18 protein-coding genes are annotated in these 21,343 nt (G+C 63.8%); 9 read left to right on the forward strand and 9 right to left on the reverse strand.

Annotation, left to right across the window (positions count from 1 at the left end; genetic code table 11):
- The first annotated feature begins 312 nt into the window (after positions 1-312).
- The 7 genes from kdpF to I2H31_RS16795 all read left to right on the forward strand — a co-directional run bounded on the left by kdpF (position 313) and on the right by I2H31_RS16795 (position 9,775).
- Entirely contained in the window at positions 313-390 is a 78-nt protein-coding gene (gene kdpF / locus I2H31_RS25830) for a K(+)-transporting ATPase subunit F (protein WP_394368967.1), read from the forward strand.
- 141 nt (positions 391-531) lie between these two features.
- On the forward strand, positions 532-2,232 hold the full coding sequence (gene kdpA, locus I2H31_RS16770; protein ID WP_196294201.1) for a potassium-transporting ATPase subunit KdpA: 1,701 nt from the start codon (positions 532-534) through the stop codon (positions 2,230-2,232).
- A gap of 303 nt (positions 2,233-2,535) precedes the next feature.
- Positions 2,536-4,581 carry a potassium-transporting ATPase subunit KdpB gene (kdpB, locus tag I2H31_RS16775; protein WP_196294202.1) on the forward strand — a complete coding sequence of 682 codons (2,046 nt, stop codon included), beginning with the start codon at positions 2,536-2,538 and terminating at the stop codon, positions 4,579-4,581.
- A 250-nt stretch (positions 4,582-4,831) separates the two neighbouring features.
- Complete coding sequence (gene kdpC, locus I2H31_RS16780; RefSeq protein ID WP_196294203.1) at positions 4,832-5,392, forward strand: potassium-transporting ATPase subunit KdpC; 561 nt, start codon at positions 4,832-4,834, stop codon at positions 5,390-5,392.
- Positions 5,393-5,487: 95 nt separating this feature from the next.
- Positions 5,488-6,627, forward strand: a complete 1,140-nt coding sequence (locus I2H31_RS16785; protein ID WP_196294204.1) for a porin — start codon at positions 5,488-5,490, stop codon at positions 6,625-6,627.
- A gap of 58 nt (positions 6,628-6,685) precedes the next feature.
- Complete coding sequence (locus I2H31_RS16790) at positions 6,686-7,849, forward strand: sensor protein KdpD (RefSeq protein WP_196294205.1); 1,164 nt, start codon at positions 6,686-6,688, stop codon at positions 7,847-7,849.
- A gap of 132 nt (positions 7,850-7,981) precedes the next feature.
- Positions 7,982-9,775 (forward strand): HAMP domain-containing sensor histidine kinase, encoded by a 1,794-nt coding sequence (locus I2H31_RS16795; RefSeq protein WP_196294206.1) that lies wholly within the window; start codon positions 7,982-7,984, stop codon positions 9,773-9,775.
- Positions 9,776-9,824: 49 nt separating this feature from the next.
- Here I2H31_RS16795 and I2H31_RS16800 read toward each other — a convergent pair whose 3' ends face one another.
- The 5 genes from I2H31_RS16800 to I2H31_RS16820 all read right to left on the reverse strand — a co-directional run bounded on the left by I2H31_RS16800 (position 9,825) and on the right by I2H31_RS16820 (position 12,586).
- Positions 9,825-10,391, reverse strand: a complete 567-nt coding sequence (locus tag I2H31_RS16800) for a dihydrofolate reductase family protein (protein ID WP_196294207.1) — start codon at positions 10,389-10,391, stop codon at positions 9,825-9,827.
- A gap of 219 nt (positions 10,392-10,610) precedes the next feature.
- Positions 10,611-10,988, reverse strand: coding sequence for a VOC family protein (locus I2H31_RS16805; protein ID WP_196294208.1), 378 nt, complete (start codon positions 10,986-10,988; stop codon positions 10,611-10,613).
- A 105-nt stretch (positions 10,989-11,093) separates the two neighbouring features.
- Complete coding sequence (locus tag I2H31_RS16810; protein ID WP_196294209.1) at positions 11,094-11,633, reverse strand: dihydrofolate reductase family protein; 540 nt, start codon at positions 11,631-11,633, stop codon at positions 11,094-11,096.
- 26 nt (positions 11,634-11,659) lie between these two features.
- A complete protein-coding gene (locus I2H31_RS16815) occupies positions 11,660-12,082 on the reverse strand; it encodes a VOC family protein (RefSeq protein WP_196294210.1) in 423 nt (140 codons plus the stop codon).
- Between the two features lie 69 nt (positions 12,083-12,151).
- Positions 12,152-12,586: a DoxX family protein gene (locus tag I2H31_RS16820; protein ID WP_196294211.1), complete on the reverse strand. Its 435-nt coding sequence runs from the start codon at positions 12,584-12,586 to the stop codon at positions 12,152-12,154.
- 152 nt (positions 12,587-12,738) lie between these two features.
- On the opposite strand from I2H31_RS16820, the gene I2H31_RS16825 reads away from it, so the two are divergent.
- On the forward strand, positions 12,739-13,731 hold the full coding sequence (locus I2H31_RS16825; RefSeq protein ID WP_196294212.1) for a GlxA family transcriptional regulator: 993 nt from the start codon (positions 12,739-12,741) through the stop codon (positions 13,729-13,731).
- Positions 13,732-13,849: 118 nt separating this feature from the next.
- Here the strand turns inward: I2H31_RS16825 and I2H31_RS16830 are convergent, their stop codons facing one another.
- Entirely contained in the window at positions 13,850-14,329 is a 480-nt protein-coding gene (locus tag I2H31_RS16830) for a hypothetical protein (protein WP_196294213.1), read from the reverse strand.
- A gap of 606 nt (positions 14,330-14,935) precedes the next feature.
- Between I2H31_RS16830 and I2H31_RS16835 the strand changes: the two genes are divergently transcribed.
- Positions 14,936-17,179 (forward strand): TonB-dependent receptor, encoded by a 2,244-nt coding sequence (locus I2H31_RS16835; protein ID WP_196294214.1) that lies wholly within the window; start codon positions 14,936-14,938, stop codon positions 17,177-17,179.
- 210 nt (positions 17,180-17,389) lie between these two features.
- On the opposite strand, the gene I2H31_RS16840 is transcribed toward I2H31_RS16835, so the two are convergent.
- From I2H31_RS16840 to I2H31_RS16850, 3 genes are all read right to left on the reverse strand, one after another.
- On the reverse strand, positions 17,390-17,809 hold the full coding sequence (locus tag I2H31_RS16840; protein WP_196294215.1) for a response regulator: 420 nt from the start codon (positions 17,807-17,809) through the stop codon (positions 17,390-17,392).
- 9 nt (positions 17,810-17,818) lie between these two features.
- Complete coding sequence (locus tag I2H31_RS16845; RefSeq protein ID WP_196294216.1) at positions 17,819-20,404, reverse strand: PAS domain-containing protein; 2,586 nt, start codon at positions 20,402-20,404, stop codon at positions 17,819-17,821.
- A 149-nt stretch (positions 20,405-20,553) separates the two neighbouring features.
- Entirely contained in the window at positions 20,554-21,201 is a 648-nt protein-coding gene (locus I2H31_RS16850) for a zinc ribbon domain-containing protein (protein WP_196294217.1), read from the reverse strand.
- Positions 21,202-21,343: the final 142 nt, after the last annotated feature.

Genomic DNA, 21,343 nt, shown 5'->3' on the forward strand with positions numbered 1-21,343 from the left:
CGCGCCCTAGCGTTTTGCAAACCGGACTAGCAAAACGCTAGGGTCTGGCTGCTGCTAGTGCGATGAGAAAGAGGTGGAGGAAAATTATTGTTATTCATAGTCAGTGAGTTGGGTGTTGATGGTGACGCTATGCGGCCCTTGGGGCCGGGGTTTGCCCTAGGGCTGGCACACCCAATCATTCACCCGTTTTCCTGACTCTTATGGCTGCTGCCCTCCTGATTCCGGTCCTCTACGTCGCCGGCCTTGGTGCCTTCTGGCTCTTCTACAAATCGGTCGATTTTTTCGACAACATCTAACCCCGCCATCGCTATGATGCTCGCCCTGCTTTTCCTCTCCCTTGCCACGTTCGGCTACCTGTGCTATGTGCTGCTGAAACCAGAGAAATTCTGATTTGAACGCTCCTGAACGGTCATGCTGAGCTTGTCGAAGCATCTCTACCTCAATAGTAATCAATGCTGACTCAACGAAGCGGTAGAGATGCTTCGCCAGGCTCAGCATGACGTTCTGGGCACCCAAATTCCTCTATCAACCATGAACAAAGAACTTCTCGGCATCCTCGTCATCTTCGGCAGCACGGTGCTGCTGGCGCTGCCGCTGGGCCGCTACCTGGCCACGATTTACCGCGGCGACAAAAGCTGGACCGATTTCCTGGCACCGCTGGAGCGCCTGCTGTTCCGCGCCGGTGGCATCGACGCCAACCGGGGCATGACCTGGCAGCAGCACCTAGTGGCCCTGCTCACCATCAACCTGGCGTGGTTCATCTGGGCCATGTTCGTGTTTTGCACCCAAGGCCTGCTGCCGCTCAACCCCGACGGCAACCCCTCGATGACGCCCGACCAAGCCTTCAACACGGCCATTTCCTTCCTGGTGAACTGCAACTTGCAGCACTACTCGGGCGAGTCGGGCGCGACCTACTTCTCGCAGCTGTTTGCCATCACCTTCCTGCAATTCGTGACGGCCGCCACGGGCATGGCCGCCTGCGTGGTCGTCTTCAACGCCCTGAAAGAAGGGACTACGGAGAAGCTGGGCAACTTTTACAACTACTTCGTGAAGAGCATCACCCGCGTGCTGCTGCCCATTTCGCTGGCCGTGGCATTGGTGCTGGTGTTCCAGGGCACGCCCATGAACTGGGCTGGCAAAGCCCCCATCGTGACGGTGCAGGGCGACTCCGTGAGTGTGAGCCGTGGCCCGGCTGCCGCCATGATTGCCATCAAGGAGCTGGGCACCAACGGGGGCGGCTTTTTCGGGGCCAACTCGGCCCACCCGCTCGAAAACCCCACCTACCTCACCAACGCCGTCGAGAACTTTGCGCTGGTGCTCATTCCGCTGGCCATGGTATTCGCCTTTGGGTATTACCTGAAACGCCCCAAGCTTTCCCACATGGTGTTCGGGGTGATGACGGTGGGCTTCCTGATGCTGCTGGCGCCCACGGTGTACTATGAAATGCACGGCAACCCCGCCATTGCCCACATGGGCGCCGGCCAGCGCCTGGGCGCCATGGAAGGCAAGGAAGTGCGTTTCGGCGCGGCGGCCTCGGCCTACTGGGGCATCACCAACACCGTGATTTCCTGCGGCTCGGTGAACTCCATGCACGACTCGCACATGCCCATTTCGGGCATGGCCGAACTGCTGGGCATGATGACCAACGCCTTCTACGGCGGCGTGGGCGTGGGCTTTCTCAACTTCTTCGTGTTCGTCATCATCGCCGTGTTTATCTCGGGGCTGATGGTGGGGCGCACCCCGGAATTCATGGGCAAGAAGATTGAGGCGCGGGAGATGAAAATTGCCATCATCGTGGCGCTGTTGCACCCGCTGCTCATCCTCACGGGCACGGCCCTTTCGGCTCACCTCTACGCCGGGAACCCCACCGAATACGCCGGCTGGCTGGCCAACCCCGGCTACCATGGCTTCTCCGAAATGCTCTACGAATTCACCTCCTCGGCCGCCAACAACGGCTCCGGCTTCGAGGGCCTCGGCGACAACACGCCGTGGTGGAACATCAGCACCGGCATCGTGATGATACTGGCGCGCTACCTGCCTATCGTCGGCCCGGTGGCCATTGCGGGGCTGCTGGCCCGCAAGAAATTCATTCCCGAAAGCGCCGGCACCCTGCGCGTCGACACGGCCACTTTCGGCGTGATGGTCTTCTTCGTGATTTGGATTATCGCCGCGCTGGCCTTCTTCCCGGCCCTGGCGCTGGGGCCGCTGGCCGAGCATTTCACGCTATACTAGCACCCGCTTACACACGCCGCGCGTCTCCTTACACACGCCTCGCGTCTCCTTACACACGTCTCGCGCTCGATTACACACGCCACGCGCTCGATTACACACGCCTCGCGCCCGATTACACACGTCTCGCGCCTGCTCACACACGTCTCGCGCCTGCTCATACACGTCACGAGCTCGCTGACACACGCCACGCGCTCGCTGACACACGCCACGCGCCTCCTTATACACGCCACAGGCCTCCTCATACAGGCAAAGTGCTTGCTCATACGCCCCACGGGCCGTCCCGCCCTTTGATTCTCTTTTAACATGGCTTCCCAATCCCAATCTTTGTTTCAACCCGCGCTGGTCCGCGAAGCCGTCGGCCAGGCCTTCGTCAAGCTCGACCCGCGCACCATGTTCCGCAATCCGGTGATGTTCACCGTGGAAATCGGGACAGTGGTAATGTTCTTCGTCACCATCGGCCTGCTCTTTAAGCCCGATGCGGCGCAGGGCAGCTTCGGCTACAACTTCACGGTGTTCGTGGTGCTGTTTCTGACCTTGCTGTTTGCCAATTTCGCCGAGGCCATTGCCGAAGCGCGGGGCAAAGCCCAGGCCGATTCGCTCCGCAAAACCCGCCAGGACACGCCCGCCAACGTGCGCCTCGACAACGGTCAGATGCAGGCCGTTTCATCGGCCCAGCTCCAGAAGGGCCAGGTGTTCGTAGTTGAAGCCGGGGAGATTATTCCCACCGACGGCGAGATTATCGAGGGCCTGGCTACGATTGACGAGTCGGCCATTACCGGCGAGTCGGCCCCCGTGATTCGGGAGGCGGGCGGCGATAAATCCAGCGTGACGGGCGGCACCAAGGTGCTTTCCGACCGCATTGTGGTGCAGGTGACCACCGCGCCCGGCGAGTCGTTTCTCGACAAGATGATTGCGCTGGTGGAAGGGGCTTCGCGGCAGAAAACGCCGAACGAGATTGCCCTCACCATCCTGCTGGCGGGCTTCACGCTGGTGTTCGTGATTGTGTGCGTGACGTTGCAGCCTTTCGCCGAATACTCGAAAACGCCCATTGCGGTGGCCTCGTTTATCGCGCTGTTCGTGTGCCTGATTCCGACCACCATTGGCGGGCTGCTCTCGGCCATCGGCATTGCGGGCATGGACCGCGCCCTGCGCGCCAACGTCATCACCAAGAGCGGCAAAGCCGTGGAAACGGCCGGCGACATCGACGTGCTGCTGCTTGATAAAACCGGCACCATCACCATCGGCAACCGCAAGGCCACGCACTTCTGGCCCGCGCCGGGCGTGCCCATGCAGGAGTTCATCGAGCAGGCCACCGTGAGCTCCCTCACCGATGAAACGCCCGAGGGCAAGAGCATTGTGGAGCTGGCCCGCGACAACAAAGTGGACCCCGCGCAGCTGCAAAGCCGCCTGAACGGGGCCGAACTCATCAAGTTCACGGCCGAAACCCGCAGCTCCGGCGTGACGCTGGCCAGCGGTGCCCGCATTCGCAAGGGCGCGGCCGATGCCATCCGCAAGCTGGCCGAACAGGCCGGCCAAACCTACCACAACGACGTGGCCGACCGCGTAAAAACGGTGGCCAGCAACGGCGGCACCCCGCTCGTGGTGAGCGAAAACGACCGGGTGCTGGGCGTGGTGGAGCTGCAGGACATCATCAAGCCCGGCATTCAGGAGCGGTTTGCACGCCTGCGGGCCATGGGCATCAAGACGGTGATGGTGACCGGCGACAACCCGCTTACCGCCAAATTCATTGCCGAAAAAGCCGGCGTGGATGACTTCATTGCCGAAGCCAAGCCGGAGGACAAGATGCAGTACATCCGCACCGAGCAGCAGCAGGGCAAGCTGGTGGCCATGATGGGCGACGGCACCAACGACGCCCCCGCCCTGGCCCAGGCCGATGTAGGAGTGGCTATGAACTCGGGCACCCAGGCCGCCAAGGAAGCCGGCAACATGGTCGACCTCGACAACGACCCCACCAAGCTCATCGAAGTGGTCGAAATCGGCAAGCAGCTGCTCATGACGCGCGGCACGCTCACCACCTTCAGCATCGCCAACGACGTAGCCAAGTACTTCGCCATCGTGCCGGCGCTGTTCATGGTGGCCATTCCGGCCCTGGGTGCCCTGAATATTATGGGCCTGAAGTCGCCGCAGTCGGCCATTCTCTCGGCCGTGATTTTCAACGCCATCATCATCCCGGCCCTGGTGCCGCTGGCGCTAAAAGGCGTGGCGTATAAGCCAGTCGGGGCCTCGGCCCTGCTCCGCCGCAACCTGCTCATTTACGGCCTAGGCGGAGTGGTGGTGCCCTTCATCGGGATTAAGATTATTGACTTGGTCGTGGGTGCGTTTTTGTAAACCAGAACGACAAACTCCCCTCCTCAGATGAGGAGGGGATGTTCGAGCCGCAGGCTCGGACGCGGGTGGTGCCACCGGAGGGAATCCGTTGAACGACACCCGAACGAAACCTGCGCTAAATCAGCCAAACGCTTCACGCTGCATAACCTCAACGCAAGTCGTTCAACGACTTCAACCACCCCAGCTGACGCTTCGCGCCAGCGTCCCCTCCTCATCTGAGGAGGGGAGTTTGACCGCCAAATTCCAACCCATGAAATCCCAACTCTTTTCCGCCCTTCGCCTCACCCTCGCCATGATGGTATTGTGCTGCGTGCTGTACCCTGCCTTGGTGTGGGCCGCTGCCCAACTTGCGCCCGGCCACGGCGAGGGCGTCCAGATTGCTAAAAACGGCCGCGTGGTGGGCTTCGCCAACGTGGGCCAGAAATTCGACAAGCCCGAGTATTTCAACTCCCGCCCCTCGGCCGCCGACTACCACGCCGACGCCAGCAGCGGCTCCAACAAGGGCCCCAGCAACCCCGAATACCTGGCCGTGGTGAAAGCCCGGCTCGATACCTTCCTGCTGCAAAACCCCGGCGTGAAAGCCGCCGACGTACCCGCTGAGTTAATTACCGCCAGCGGCTCGGGCCTCGACCCGCACCTTTCGCCGGCCGGCGCGCTGGTGCAGGTGCCCCGCGTGGCGCACGTGCGCCGGCTGGATGCCGCCCGCGTGGAAGCGCTGGTGCGCCAGCAAATCGAGCCCGGCACCCTCGGCCCCGACCACGTGAACGTGCTAAAGCTCAACCTGGCCCTGGATGCACTTTCGGGCTTGTAATGGCCGAGGTTAAGCAACGATTTAGTGACTGCGCCGCCCTGCGTGGCGTAACTCTTTTTATTCTTTTGGCGAGGCCTGAGGCCCGCCGGTTCTCCATGAAATACCTCTTATTGCCTGCCCTCATCGCCTTGAGCACGAGTGCCGCCCTGGCCCAAACCACTCCCACCACCGACCCGGCCCTGGCCGTGCCGCCGCCCGCCGCGCCCGCGCCACCTGCTGCGCCCGCGCCCGGCCCGCTCACCACCTACGGCTTCGTGGATGGGTATTACGGCTACGATTTCGACCACGCCAACGGCAACAACCGCCAGTCGTTCCTGTACTCGCACGGCCGCCAGAACGAGTTCACCATCAACCAAGCCCTCATTGGCCTGCGCTACGACGATGGCAAGGTGCGCGGCGCGCTGGGCCTGCACGCGGGCACCTACGTCTCGGCCAACTATGCCAACGAGGACCCCGTGCTGCAACACGTGTACGAAGCCTACGCTGGGTTTCGGCCCTTCGCCAAAGCCTGGTTGGATATGGGCATTTTCGGCTCACACATTGGGTTCGAGTCGGCCATTTCGAAGGACAACTGGACGCTGACGCGCTCCATCATGGCCGAAAATTCGCCTTACTACGAGTCGGGTGCGCGCTTGACTTATGAGGTCGGCCCCAAGCTGACCCTGGCCGGACTGGTGCTGAACGGCTGGCAGAACATCCGCGAAACCAACCAGGCCAAAGCCCTCGGCACCCAGCTGCAGTGGAAGCCTTCGGATAAGGTGCTCATTAACAGCAGTACTTTTTATGGCAACGAGCAGCCCAGCGCGGAGGCCGTGCGCCGGCGGTATTTCCACGATTTCTACATCACCTACGCCGCCACCAGGCGCACCAATCTGGCGCTGGTGTTCGACGTGGGCAAGCAGCAGGGCGTGGCCTCAGAAAAGTACGATACCTGGCACGCGGCCTCGGCCTTCGTCAAATACAAGCTGGCCGATAAGCTTTCGGCCACGTTGCGCGGCGAGTACTATTACGCCGAGCGCGGCGTGCTTATTCAAAGCATTAAGCCCGAAGCTACGGATGCTGATTTCCGCGTGGCTGGGGGTTCCCTTAACCTGGATTATGCCCCGGCCGACAACGTGGTATTTCGGGTAGAAGGCCGGTACCTGAACGGCATCAATGGAGTTTTTGCCCGCAGCGACAATGCGAGCAACGAGAGCTACGGCAACCTGACCACGAGCATTGCCATTTCATTCTAGCGGCTGCGCGCAGCAGGACGGCCCTTGTTCGTGATACTGCCTCAAACTCTTTCTTCCCATGTCTGAGCAAGACCTCCGCGATATCTCCGCCGAGCGGTTCCTGCGCCTGGTGCAGGCCAAGCGGCGCGGCACGCTCAAAATCTACCTGGGCCTGGCCGCGGGCGTGGGCAAAACCTACCGCCTGCTGCAGGAAGCCCACGACCTGTACCGGCACGGCGTGGACGTGCTGCTCGGCTACGTGGAAACCCACGGCCGCCCCGGTACCGTGGCCGAGCTAAAAAACGTGCCCCTGCTGCCCCGGAAACAGGTTTTTTACAAAGGCCGGGGACTGGAAGAAATGGATGTGGAAGCCATCGTTCAGCGCCGGCCGCAGGTGGTGGTGGTGGATGAGCTGGCCCACTCGAACGTGCCCGGCTCGCGCCACGACAAGCGTTGGCAGGACGTGGAATTTCTGGTCGCTCAGGGCATTTCGGTGATAACGGCCGTGAACGTGCAGCACCTCGAAAGCCTGCACGACCAGGTGCTGAAAATCACGGGCACCGACGTGACCGAGCGCATCCCCGACCAGCTATTGAAACAGGCCGACGAGGTGGTGAACGTGGACCTGACCGTGGGCGAGCTACGCGCGCGCTTGGAAGAAGGCAAAATCTATGACGCGGCCAAAGTGCCCACCGCGCTGGCCAACTTCTTCCGGGCCGAAAACCTGCTGCAGCTGCGGCGGCTGGCGGTGCGCGAAGTGGCCCAGCTGCTGGGCCGGCAAGTGGAATCGGAAGCCGGCGGGGCGCCCGCCGTGGCCGCCGCCCGCCGCAACGACGACCGCCTGCTGGCCTGCATCAACTCCAACGACCGGGCTGCCCGCGAAATCATTCGCAAGGCCTCGCGGCTGGCCGACCGGTTTTCGGCCGCCGCCTGGTACGTGCTCTACGTGCAAACCGGCCGCGAAACCGCCGACCGCATCGGCCTGGCCACGCAACGGCATTTGCTCAACAACCTGCAACTCGCCACCGAACTCGGCGCCCAGATTCTGCGGGTGAAGGACGACGACATTGTGGGCGCCATTCGGCGGGTGGCGCAGGAAAAAAATGCCACGTTGCTGGTGTGCGGCATCACCCGCGAGAAAAGCGTGTGGGAACAAGTGAGCCGGCGCGGCGTGACGAATGAGCTGCTGCGCGCCGTGGCTGCTGACGGCCGGGATGTGGATGTGTATTTGGTGACGTATTAAACTGTAAAAAGGCCGTCATGCCGAGCGCAGCGCAGCATCTTTACCACAGCAGTAGCTATTTTAATTGGATTGCGTTGCGCAGTAAAGATGCTGCGCTGCGCTCGGCATGACGGCCCTCGGAGTCTTAATGAAATGAACCTCAAAACCAAAATCAACCTGGGTTTCCTGGCCATGCTGCTGCTGGTGCTCAGCATCGGGGGCTACGCGTATTACTCGCTGCGGCAGCTCGACCGCAGCTCGCGCGACGTGCTCAAGGCCAACCTGTATTCCGTGAATCTGGGCCTGCAGATGCTGCGCAGCCTCGACCAGCTGGCCCGGCAGCCGCTGGCCGACACGGCGGGCACGGCCCGTTTCGTGGCGGCCCTGCGCGAAGAAGGCCGCAACGTAACCGAGCCCGGCGAGCAGCAGCTGGTGGACGAGTGCTGGCAGCTCACGCAGCAGCTGCAGCGGCGCCAGCAGCAGGCCCGGCGGCCCGCCCGCCCCCAAAGCGCCGCCGCGGAGGGTGTGAGCGAGCCTTTTGCCCTCGGCGAGCTCACCTACCGCATGATGGCCCTGAACACCGACGCGCTAAACCGCAAAACCGAAGCCGCCAACCAGCGCGCCGACCAGGCCAACCGCAACCTGCTCATCTTTATCACGCTGGCTGTGCTGCTGGCCCTGGCCCTGGTGGGCAGCGTGCCCGAAGCCGCCGTGCAGCCCCTGCGCAAGCTCACGGCCGCCCTCAACCACGCCATCGAGCGCGACTTTTCGGCCAGCATTCCGCAGGAAAGCCACGACGAGTTCGGGCAGGTGGCGCGGGCCTTCAACCGCATGCTGGGCCAGTTGCGCGAATACCGCACCTCCACCGAAGCCGAGCTCATCACCGAGCGCAACCGCGCCGCCAGCATCGTGAACACGCTGGACGAGGGCCTGCTGCTGCTCGATGAAACCCGCCGCATTCTGCTGGCCAACCCCGTGATGTGCGAGCTGCTGGCCCTGCCCGCCACCCAGCTGGTGGGCCGCCCCGCCGCCACCGTGCGCCTCGAAAACGACCTTTTCCAGGCCATGCTGCGGCCCCTGGACGCGCCCAACCGGGAAGCCGCCGTGGCCGAAGCGCCGCTGCTGCACATCACCCAGCGCGGCGAGGAAGCGTTTTACCGGCTGGCGGTGCAGGATTTGGTGTCGTTCAACGAAGCCACGGAGAAAACCGAATTCGTGGGCCACATCCTCACCCTGCGCAACGTGTCGGATTTCAAAAAGCTCGACCAGGTGAAATCGAACTTCCTGGCCACCGTGTCGCACGAGCTCAAAACGCCGCTTTCCAGCATCAACCTCAACACCAAGCTGCTGCAGGATGAGCGCCTGCCCGCCGACGAGCGCCAGCGCGTGACCGGCTACATCCGCCAGGAAACCCAGCGCCTGCAGCGCATGGTGGGCGAACTGCTCGACGTGTCGCGCCTCGACGCCGGTGCCGGCATTCAGCTCGACGTGCGGCCCACCGACCTGTCCGACGTGGTACGCTTTGCCACCGCCACCGTGCAGCCCCAGCTGGCCGACAAGCAGCTACGCCTCGACCTGCACCTGGCGCCCACGCTGCCCGCCGTGCGCGCCGACGTGGAAAAAACCACCTGGGTGCTCATCAACCTGCTGGCTAATGCCATTCGCTACTCGCCCGCGGGCGAATTTCTGACCGTGCGGGTGGGCCGGGCCGGGGCGTTTGTGCAGGTGAGCGTGCAGGACCGGGGGCCGGGCATTGCGCCGGAGCACCACGAAAAAATATTCCAGCGCTTCGCCCAACTGCCCGACCCCAGCGGCTACCGCGGCGGCTCGGGCCTGGGCCTGAGCATTGCCCGCGAGTTCATCGGCACGCAGGGCGGGCGGCTGTGGGTGGAAAGCGAGCTGGGCAGCGGCAGCACCTTCCGCTTCACGCTGCCGGCGGCGGGGTAGCGCAGCTTTTTCGTCGGCGAACGAGGGGGAGGGTTTCTTTCCTAGACGCTTACCGCGCCCCGTAATGCAATATGATTACCCCAGAACCGAGCGTTTTTGATGCTAATAGCTTCAAATTACTCCGCCGCGTACTGCCGTCGAACAGGCTGATGCCTTCCCCCAATAGCACGGGATGCAACGTCAATTTGTATTCGTCCACCAGTCCGAGATTCATCAGGCTTTTGGAGAGGCCCGGGCTACCAAACACCACCAAGTCCTTGCCGGGTTGCTGTTTCAGTTTATTCACCTCTTCCACCACCTTGTCTTTGACCAGCGTGGTGTTGTTCCAGCCCGCGCTGGGTAGTGTGGTTGAAAAGACAATTTTCGGGATTTCCTGCACCCAGCGGGCGTGCGCCAGCGCCTGGGGCGTGGCCGTGGGGTTGGTCAGCACGGTGGGCCAATAGCCTTGCATTAAATGATACGTGTTTTTGCCGTAAAGCGGCGCACCCACCGTTTGCACTAGGTCGTCGGCAAACTGTTGAAGCTCTTCGTTATAAGACAAAAAGTCGAGGCCGCCGTGAACGTCTCCGGCAAAACCGTCCAGAGAAATGTGTGCGAATAAAACCAGCTTTCTCATGTTGAAAGTATGTTGTGTTGAATGACTAGTCGTGAAAAGTCAACGAGCGCTCAGGCAGCAAGTCGTTGATGGATAAAAAGCGGCATGAAGTCTTGGCCGGCTGGCCGATGCGAACCACTGGTTTTTTAATGCACCAGAATGAAATACAGCAAATTGTGCAGTGTCCCGAACTAGCTAAAATCCGGCCTGATGCCATGATTAGGAGTTCTGTTCGCTGCCCTACCGGCCCCCGGCCATTTCCTGCAAGGTCCAGGTGTTGCCGTCGGGGTCGCGGAAGCCGGCGTATTTGATGCCGCCCAGGTCCTGGATTTCGCCCATGCCCACGCCCCGGCCGGCCAGCTCGGCGCGGGCCGCGGCAATGTCATCGACCACCAGGTGCAGGCCCCGGAGCGAGCCCGGCGCCATTGCGATGCCGGCCATGCCCGCGCCCAGCACAATGGAGCAAGCCGAGCCGGGCGGCGTGAGCTGCACCACGCGCACCCTGGCGCTGGGCCGCACGTCGTGGTCGAGCCGGAAGCCGACCTGCTCGGTGTAGAAGGCTTTGGCGCGGTCGATGTCGGCCACCGGCACGGGGATGAGTTGAAGTTTCAGGTCCATTTGTGGTAAGAGGATTGAGACTCGCGCGAGCGCCCGCGCAGTTGCTTCGGCCCAGTAGAACCGTGCGGGCTCTGGCGGGCCAAAGTAACGCGCGCGGGCACTCGTTCAGGCGCGTTCGTAGGTGAGCACGAGCACGCCGGTGCTGGTGGTGTAGCTCGAAATCAGTTTCATGGCTGCTCTGGGGCCGGGCTCGGCAAAGAGGCGCTTGCCGCTGCCCAGCAGCACCGGAAACACCATCAGGCGGTACTCGTCAATCAAACCGTGTTGGCGTAGGTACTGCACCAGCTGGCCACTGCCGTAGATGAGCAGGTTCTGGCCGGGCTCCTGCTTCAGCTTCGCCACCTCGGTTGCCACGTCGCCCCGTATGATTTCGGCGTTCCAGCCGGCGGTTTGCAGGGTGCGCGAGGCCACGTACTTGGGCAGGCCGTTCATGCGGGCGGCGAAGCCGGTTTCGTCGGTCATGCCGGGCCAGGCGGCGGCAAAGCCTTCGTAGGTGACGCGGCCCAGCAGCAGGGCGTCGCTGGCAAAAAGCAGTTCTTGCTGAAACTCGCCCAACTCGTCGTTGAAGTCAGAGCAGGTCCAGGGGGCGGGGTCTTCCATTACGCCATCCAGCGTAAGAAATTCGGCGGCAATTACTTTGCACATAGCTTCAGGGTATAGAAGGTTGAGAACTATTCGTTGGGAACGCGCTGGAAATTGAACATCCACGCGATGCCAAACCGGTCGGCCAGCGTGCCGAATTTGCCGCCCCAGGGCATGTCGGCCAGCGCGTCGATGACCTCGCCCCCGTCGCTCAGCCGGGCAAAGGTGGCTTCGATTTCGGGGTCGTTGTCGAAGTGCAAGCTCATCCGCAGGTTGTTGCCCACGGTGAGACTGCCGCCCATTCGGCCGGTATCGGACGCCATAAGGATGAAATCTTTGGTGGTGAGGGTGCCGTGCATGATGTTTTCCTGGGCATCGGCCGGCAGGTGCGCCGCCGCCGGCGAATCGCCGTAGCGCACAAGGTTGAGCTCGCCGCCCAAGCAGCTTTGGTAGAAGGCGAGGGCTTCGCGGCAGTTGCCGTTGAAGAAGAGGTAAGGGCTGAGGTGAACCATGGGATGTGCAGGGGTTTGGGGTGAATGAGTTGAGATGGTTGGTAATAAAACAGGACGGCAAAGCGATGACTACACCGCCGCCACCGGGGTCGCGAAAGCCGCCGCAGTTTCTGGCGTTTCAGCGCCTGCCCGGGCGTTGGCCAGGGTGCGCTTCCACAGGAAATACATGCCCAGCAGCACCGCCAGCATCACCAGGGCCGGGATGGCGGCCGCCGCGCCCATGCCCGCGAAGAGCACCGAGGCGCCGGCCCCCACAAAATCAATGGCGAAGCCGGCATACGCCCATTCCTTCAGGGTGCGAAACTTGGTCTGGAGCAAAGCCAGGGCGCCCAGGATTTTGGCCGCGCCGGTGATGTCCATGATGTACACGGGGTAGCCGAGTTGCTGCATGGCCACCACGCCGTTGTGCTCGTGCACGAGGCCGGCGACGCCGTCGGCCAGCATCATCAGGCAAAACAGAATGGTGAGGCCCCAATAGAGACGAGCGGTGGTGCGGGGTTTCATGGCGGGGTATTTTAAAGTAAGTGAGAGGTTGGTGACGGCTTTAGCATTCCTAATTGGTTTAGCAAAGGTATTAGCAAAGCCGGCGCGCCAACAGGGGCAGTTGCGCCCAAATGGGGGGCTGAATGCGGCAGCCTTGTGCCTACATTTGGGCCATGAAGCACGTATCCATTCTGGTGCCGGCCGGCGAGGCCGTGGTCGGCAGCATCGAAGGCCCGCACAAGGTCCTAAGCCAGGTCAACGACCTGCTGGCGAGCCTGGGGCAGGCGCCCGCTTTCCAGGTTGAGCTGGTGGGCCTCACCCGGCACAAGGCCTTCAACCGCGGCCTGTTCACGCTGCGCGCAGACCGCCTGCTGGACGAAGACTTCCGCACCGACCTCATCCTCATCCCCGCCCCGCACGGCGATTTGGTGGAAGCCGTGGCCCTCAACCAGGAATTTCTGCCCTGGATAGTGCGGCAACACCAGGCCGGGGCCGAAGTGGCCAGCCTGTGTCTGGGCGCGTTCATCCTGGCCGCCACCGGCCTCATGGACGGCAAAAAGTGCGCGACACACTGGCTCGGCGCCCCGCAGTTTGCGGCCCTCTACCCGGCCGTGCACCTCGTGCCCGAGCAGGTCATCACCGACCAGGAAGGCCTCTACAGCAGCGGCGGGGCCTATTCCTACCTCAACCTGGTGCTCTACCTCATCGAAAAGCACGTGAGCCGCGACGTGGCCGTGTGCTGCGCCAAGGTGTTTCAGATTGACATCGGGCGCCACAGCCAGTCGCCCTTCGTCATCTTCCAGGGGCAAAAGGCGCACGACGACGAGCCCATCCGAAAAGCCCAGGAATTCATCGAGCAGCACGTGGCGGGCAAAATATCTATCGACGACTTAGCCGCGCGCAGCTGCCTGAGCCGCCGCAACTTCGAGCGCCGCTTCCGTAAAGCCACCGGCAACGCCGTGGCCGAATACGTGCAGCGCGTGAAGATTGAAGCCGCCAAAATGAGCCTGGAATCGTCGCAGGACAATGTGAGCGAGGTGATGTACTCGGTGGGCTACTCCGACACCAAGGCGTTTCGGACGCTGTTTAAGCGCCTCACGGGCGTGTCGCCGCTGGCCTACCGCGACAAGTACAGCCGCAAAGGCCCCGTGGCGCAGGCCGCGTAGCCGTTTCCGCCAAACACGACTCGGCCCCTGGCGGCGCAGTGCGGGGCACTGCGTCATCAGGGGCCGAATCGTGTCGCGGGGGCCTCGTCGCCAGGCCCCCGCGGTGGTTGGGGTGGGATTAACGGGCAGTCGAGGCCACCATTGCGGGGGCTTGGGTGCCGGTCAGCTCGCGCACCGAAATGGTGGTTTGCTGGTCGTTTTGCACCTGCACGTTGTAGCGGTACCGCTCGCGGCCCACGCGCACCAGCACGGCGTACTGGCCGGCGGGCACCCCTTTAAAGTTGAGCTGGCTGCCGTAGGAAGCCTTGTGGTTCACTTCGTTGGTCAGGCAAGCGTACTTGGCCAGCGAAACGACTTTCACCTGCATCAGCTTCCGGGTGGGGTTTTCCACAGTGAGGAACAGGCCCTGGGCGTCGGCCTGCTTGGCTTTCACGGAAGGAGCGTCCTGGGCCAGGGCGGTGGCGGCGGTGCCGAGCACGGCCAGGCCGCCGAGCAGCAAGGCGCGTAGCACCGGGGCCGAGGTCAGGCGTTGGAACGAAGCGGCGGCGCCGGCTTGGAGTTGGGCGGTGGCGGTGCGGAGGGAGATGGAACGTTTCATGGTTTTTACAGAAAAAAGGTGAGGATGAATTTTTTGCAGAAAAAAGGTGAATAGGTGCAGAAAAAAGGCGGGTTGGGAGGCGGCGGCAGTGGTGTGAGTTATAGTACTGGGCGACGAACAGTACAAATGTATGGTAGGTACTTTGTAAAGCAAGGTACTGTTGTTGTGAGGATGCGAATTTCTTTATAATGGTTGCTTTACTTGTTGATAATCAGAAACAAAATTTTTGAAGAAATTTTGTTCGGGGCTGGGTCTGTGCTCACTGAGCAGGGCGGCCGGTGGTTGGGACGGGCTGTAGCGGGCGTTTCGCCCACGGCTGTAGCCGGTGGGGCGGCGAAGGCAAGTGGCCGGGGCTACGGGAAGTATTGGCTTTCATAAGACCGGCGATTGGGGCTTTCGAATGTGGATACCGCCGATGAAACCGAACGTTACACGCGGGTTAAAATATTTTTGATTATTCCTGCCAGCTGCTGGAAACCAAGCTCTGGAAGCTGGCAAAAACGCGTGGCCGCACGACTTCACCAGGCACTCACCGCCAGCCCAGGATATTTCGGCCCCGCGGGCGGCTGCGCCGTATGCCGGTTTTCCAACGAATCCTTCTGCTTAATGAGGCTGTTCTTTTTCTTCGCGCGGCTGGGCGGGTGCGGCGGGCTGGTGCTGCTGACGATGCTGGCGCTGCTGCCGGCCAGCGGCCGGGCGCAGTCGCTCACGGTCCTGCTGCGCGACTCGCTGAGCCAGGCCCCCGTGATTGGGGGCAGCGTGAGCGTGCCCGGCACCGGCGTGGGCGCGGCCACCGACGTGCGCGGCGCGGCCGTGCTGACGCCGGCCCCCGCGCCCGGCACCCGCCTGCACGTGGAGGCCCTGGGCTACCGGCCGCAGCTGGTGGCCGCGCCCGCCGCGGGCGCCACGCTCACGCTGCAGCTGGCTCCCAGCGCCGAGGCCATCGAAGAAGAAGTGCTGGTGACGGCCACGCGCACCAACTCGCGCCTCGAAGACCTGCCCACCCGCGTGGAGGTAATCGGCGAAGAAGAGCTGGTGGAGGAAAACGGCATCAAGCCCGGCAACATTGCCTCGCTGCTCGGCGACATCGCGGGCACCCAGATTCAGCCCACTTCGCCCACCACCGGCAACGCCGACCTGCGCATTCAGGGCCTGCCGGGGCGCTATTCGCAGATTCTGCGCGACGGCCTGCCGCTGCTGGGCGGCTACTCGGGCTCGTTCGGCATCCTGCAGATTCCGCCGCTCGATTTGCGCCAGATTGAGCTCATCAAGGGCTCCAGCTCGACGCTCTACGGCGGCGGCGCCATTGCCGGGCTGGTGAATCTGGTGAGCAAGTCGCCGGTGCTGAACGGCCCGCAGCTCACCGTCACAGCCAACCAGTCGACGCTGCGCGAAAGCAACCTCAACGGCTTTGCCAGCGGGCGCAACCAGCGGGCGGGCTACACGCTGTTCCTCGGCGGCACGGCCCAGCAAAGCACCGACGTGGACGGCGACGGCTTCGTGGACGTGCCCCGGCTGCGCAACTTTACGGTGCACCCGCGCCTGTTTTTTTACCCCAAGAACGGCCAGCTGGCCCTCGGCTACACCGGCACCGTGGAAGACCGCCAGGGCGGCAGCGCGGCCGTGGTGCAGGAACAAAACAGCGTCGCCAGGCCCCAGTTCTTCGTCACGAACCGCACCCAGCGCCACTCCGCCGACCTTATCTACACCCAGGACAGCCTGGCCGGCGGCAGCCTCACCGTGAAGGGCACCGCCAGTTGGTTTCGGCGCGGCGTGAATACCAATACCGTAGCCTACGCGGCCCGGCAGGTGTCGTATTATTCGGAAGTAAGCTACCTGCACCGCTACGGTCCCCACACCCTGGTGGGCGGCCTCAACGTGCTGGGCGAAGACTTCCGGCCTCTTTACACCGAAAGCCGGACGCCGCTGCTCAACGACTACACCTACGCCACCACGGGCGGCTTCGTGCAGGACGACTGGCAGCTCACGCCCGCGCTCAGCGTGCAGGGCGGCCTGCGCCTCGACCACCACAACGTGTACGGCAACTTCCTGCTGCCCCGGGCCGCCGTGCTCTTCAAGGCCAGCGCCGACTTTACGCTGCGCCTGAACGGCGGCTACGGCTACCGCGTGCCCGTGCCCTACGTGAACGACCTGGACGAGCGCGAAATCCCGCGGGTGCAGCCCCTGCAAAACGTGCGCGCCGAGCGCAGCCAGGGCCTCAACGGCGACGTGAACTACCAGCACCGCTTTGCCTCCGGCCTCAGCCTGAACCTCAACCAGGGCTTTTTCTATACGCGCCTGCAAGCTCCGCTGGTGCTAAGCGAGCCGCAGCAGGACTACGCCACCCCTCTGTTCAACTACTATCAGGAGCCCCGGTATTGGTACAACGCCGACGCGTCCACCGTGAGCCAGGGCCTGGAAAGCTATGCCCGCCTGCGCTACGATGAAACCGAAATCTACCTCGGCTACCTCTACACCCACGCCCGCCGCCGCTACGACGCCGCCCACCCCAACGTGCCGCTGGCGGCCCGCCACAAGCTGGCCACCGTGGCCACTCAGGGGGTGGGCAAGCACCTGGCCCTGGGTATCGAGGCCAGCTATACCGGCCGCCAGTACCTCGACGACGGCTCCGCGCGGCCCGGCTACCCCATTGCGGCGGCGCTGGTGCGCTACACCACCGGCCCCTGGACCGTCATCCTCAACGCTGAGAACCTGTTCGACTACCGCCAGACGCGCCGCGAAGCCGTGGCGCTCGGCAACCCCGCCGACCCCTTCTTCCCCGAACTCTGGGCGCCGGTAGAAGGCCGTGTGCTCAACCTGTCGGTGAACTGGAAGCTGCTGCGGGAGTAGGGCCAGTAGTCAGGCATAAAAAAGCCTCGTCTTTAGTTGACGAGGCTTTTTGGGGCTTATAGCGTGTAAAAACGCTCCTGCAACGTCATGCTGAGCGCAGTCGAAGCATCTCGCTCGCATCGTTGAACGATTGGTGTACTACCACACGCGAGATGCTTCGACTGCGCTCAGCATGACGTTTTTGTATTCAGCATGACGTGCTTTTGAATCTTAGCAGGGGCGCTGGCGCTGGAAGTGCAGCTGCAGCACGGTGTCGAGCTTTTCCTGAGTCAGGGGCTTGTTGACGCGGCCGGCGGCGGGCAGCGCTTCCAGGCGACTGAGGTCGCGCGCGTCCATCGACGTGGTGAGCACTACCACGGTGGTGGCGTGGCGCTGGGCCGGGGGCAGCAGCTGAAAGGCCTGCAAAAACTCGATGCCGTTCATGACGGGCATCTGGATATCGAGCAGAATAAGCGACGGGTAGCTGGGCTGCAGCCCCGCGCCGGCCTGGCGCAGCACGGCCAGCGCCTCCTGGCCATTTTCGGCCACCAGAATGCGCTCGGCCACGTCGAGGCGCTTGAGAAGGCGTTGGTTGAGGAAGTTATTGGTCGGGTCGTCGTCGACCAGCAGCACGCTGGTAAGTTTGGGCATAGCCCCTGCCTACGTACGGGGCGGCCCGGGGGTTGGGTCGGAGCCGGGCAGCAGCACCGCAAAAGTGGAGCCCTCGCCGGGCCGGCTCTGCACCGCCACGCGGCCGCCGGCGTTTTCAGCCATGCGCTTCACCATGTACAGGCCCACGCCGCTGCCCTCCACGTGGGTGTGCAGGCGCCGAAACATCACGAAGAGCTTGCTTTGCTGGGCTTCGCTCAAGCCGAGGCCGTTGTCCTGCACTTCGAGCCGCACCTGGCCGGCGGGGCAGCTGGCATGCAGCCGCACCACCGGCGGCCGGTCGGGGTGACGATACTTGATGGCGTTCGAAAGCAGGTTGTAGAGGATGCTGCGCAGGTTTTTGGGCGAGAAGCGCACCGTGGGGCAGGCGGCCACGTTTACTTCGAGCCGTCCCCCGGCCGCGGCCAGGGCGGGCGCCAGGTCGAGGCGCACCGCGTCAACCAGCGCGGCCAGATTCACGGCTTCCGAGGGCTCGGCGTGGGCCTGCTGCAGCTTGCTCACGTCGGTGAGGTGCACGAGGGTGCGCTGGAAACGGGCCACCGAGCCGCGCATGAGGCCCAGCAGGTAGGTCACGTCGGGGTCCTGGCGCACAGGGGGCGGCAACTGGTCTTCCAGGGCCAGCAGCAGGCCCTCGATGTTGGCGATGGGGGCCTTGAGGTCGTGCGAAGCCGTGTACACAAACGTGTCCAGGTCCACGTTGGTGTGGCTCAGGCGGTCGTTGGTGTCGCGCAGCTCCTCGTTGGCGGCCAGCAGCTCTTCGTTGATGGCGGCCAGCTCCTCGTTCAGCTCCTGCACCTGCTGGCGGGCCCGCACCTGCTCCGTCACGTCGGTGACGAGCGAGTAGAAGCCCACCACCTCGCCGTTTTGCACGTCCGGGATGTAGTCGGTGCGGATATGCTTCACGAAGTTCTCGCGGTAGGGCATGCGGGCTTCAAACGACAGCCGCTCGCCGGCCAGGGCGCGGGCCATGTAACCTTCGGTGGCCGCGTAGGCGGCTTCGCCCACCACCTCGCGCACGGGCTGGCCCAGCAGCGCGGCCGGGTCGCGGTTGAACCAGGCGCGGTAGGCGTGGTTGGCGAACCGGTAGCGCCGCTCGCGGTCGAGGTAGCCGATGAGCACGGGCAGGGCGTCGGTGAGCAGGCGCAGGCGCTGGGCGGTGGCTTCGGTGGCCTGGCGGGCCTGCACTTTGGCCGTCGAATCGAGTATAAAGGCCAGGATGCCGGCGGTGTGGCCGGCCGCGTCGCGCATGGGCTGGTACACGAAGTCGACGTAAATGGGCTCGGGGCGGCCGGTGGCGGGGTTTAGCAGCTCGGCCAGCATTTCTTTGCCCACAAACGGCTCCCCCGTGGCGTACACCTTGTCGAGCAAGCCAATGAAGCCCTGCGGCACCACTTCCGGAAACACCTCGGCCACGGTGCGGCCCAGCCGGGTGCGGCCCCCGGAAAGCTGTTGGTAGGGCTCGTTGAAAAAGGTGTAGCGGTGCTGCGGGCCTTCCAGCGTGGCAATGAAGGCCGGCACCTGGCCCAGAATCTGGCGAAACAGGGCTTGCTGCGCCAGCACTTCCCGGGTGCGCTCGGCCACGTGGGCTTCCAGCTCCTGGTTGAGGTCGGAGAGGGCCTGTTGCGAGTGGGTGAGGGCGGTGTTGGTGGTCAGGAACTCGTCGTTGCTGGCCCGCAGCTCCTCGTTGATGGCGGCCAGCTCCTCGTTGAGTTCCTGCACGCGCTGGCGGGCCAGCACCTGCTCCGTGACTTCCACCGCGATGTCGACCACGCCCAACACTTCATCGTTGGGCCCCAGCAGCGGCTGGTACACGAAATCATAATACGAGGTTTGCAGCCGCCCGTCGCGCAGGAGCTGGGCGGGGGTTTCCCGGCCCACGACGGGCACGCGGGTGTCCAGCACCTGGCGCAGCAGGTCGTCAAACCCCTGGCCGCGCAGTTCCGGCAGGGCGTCCAGCAAGGGCTGGCCGAGTAATTGCGCCGGCGTGCGCTGCCAGATGGCGCACACCTGCGCATTGGCCGACGCAATGCGCAGCTCCGGCCCCTGAAACAGGGCAAAGGCCACCGGCGCCTGCGTCAGCATGGCCTGCAGCAGGTTGCGCTCGCGCTCGGCCGCAGCGCGGGCTTGCAGCTCGCGGGCCTGGCTGGCGCGCAACTCCTGCTCGGCGGCGGTGCGGGGCTGGTCGTTGGTGTCGTGGAAACTCACCGCCAGCACGTCGCCCTGCCGCCGGGCCACCAGCAGGAAGTAGCCGTCGAGGCCGTCGAACTGGTAGTTGTTCTGGCGCCGTTCCACCTGCCCCGAAAGAAAGGCGTCGCGGTAAAAAGCAAACACGCCGGCCGTTTCCGCCGTGGGGTAAATCGTCCGGAACGACTCGGCGGGCCGCTCGGGCAGCCGCAGCATGCGCTGGGCGGCGGGGCTGAGGTAGGTGATGGCCAGGTCGACGATGGTAGTGCCGGCCGTGTCGTACACCGGCCGCATCAGCATCAGGCCGCTCTGCGAAATGTCGAGCAGCACGCGCAGCAGGTCCTCGGCGGCGGGCAGGTCGGGGGGCAGCGCGGGCAGGGGCAGGTCGGGCATGGGAACGCGGGTCAAAGCGCAGGAAGGCAGCGGGTACCAGGGTGGTGGCCTGGCTCGGCGTCAAGCTTACGTAACACCAGGCGCCGCGGCGAGGTTTGGGCCGAACCTTCCCGCCGCTCCATAAAAATGCGGCGGGTGCCGCTGGCGGCCTAGTTCTTGGTGCCGCACTCGGCACAGAATTTCTGTTCGGGTTTCAGCTTCTCGCCGCAGCCGGTGCAGTGGCGTTCCTGCGTTTTGGCGGCGGGGTTGGGGGTGCCGCAGCTGGCGCAGAATTTCTGGTCGGCCGTGAGCCTGGCGTGGCAGTTGGGGCACTGCAGCAGGGCGTCGCGGTTCAGGAAATCGATGTTTTGGGTGTAGTCCTGGGCGCGGGTTTTGGTTCGGATTTGCTCCTGAGTGGCCTGGGCCTGCTGGGCGCGCAGCTCCTCCTGCTCGTCGGGGGCGCAGTCTTCGCAGAGGCCGGCGCTGTGGTTCCAGCAGGCGTCGGGGCACACCCAGTGGCCGCAGCGGGTGCACTGCTTGAACTGCTGCTTGCCCTCGGCCACGGCCGTTTCCAGGGCGTCGTCGTGGGCCTTGCCGCCCACCGCCCGCTGGATGTGGTAGGCCGCATTCTCGGCGCCGCTCAGGCCCCCGAAAAAGCTGCCGGCGGCTTGCAGCAAGCTCCCCGCAATGCCAATGGCGTTGGGCTGAAACCGCGACATGTAGCCGTTGCGGCACCGGTCGCAGTGGAATTTGAACTGGAAGCCCTTGTCGGTGGACAGGTCGTCGTAGTTGGCAACGAATTGGATGAGCGTGCTCATGGCAGTGCTTGGAAAGGTGGTGAAGCAAAAGTAGGCGGAGCGGGGTATTCGGGCAGATGAATTAATTCCGCGTCACGGCCCAGCAGTGGGCATACGGGCAAAAAAGCCGGGCGTGCGCCACGGCGGCGCAACCAAGCGGCGC

The sequence above is a fragment of the Hymenobacter ruricola genome (assembly GCF_015694525.1).
Lineage (GTDB): Bacteria > Bacteroidota > Bacteroidia > Cytophagales > Hymenobacteraceae > Hymenobacter > Hymenobacter ruricola.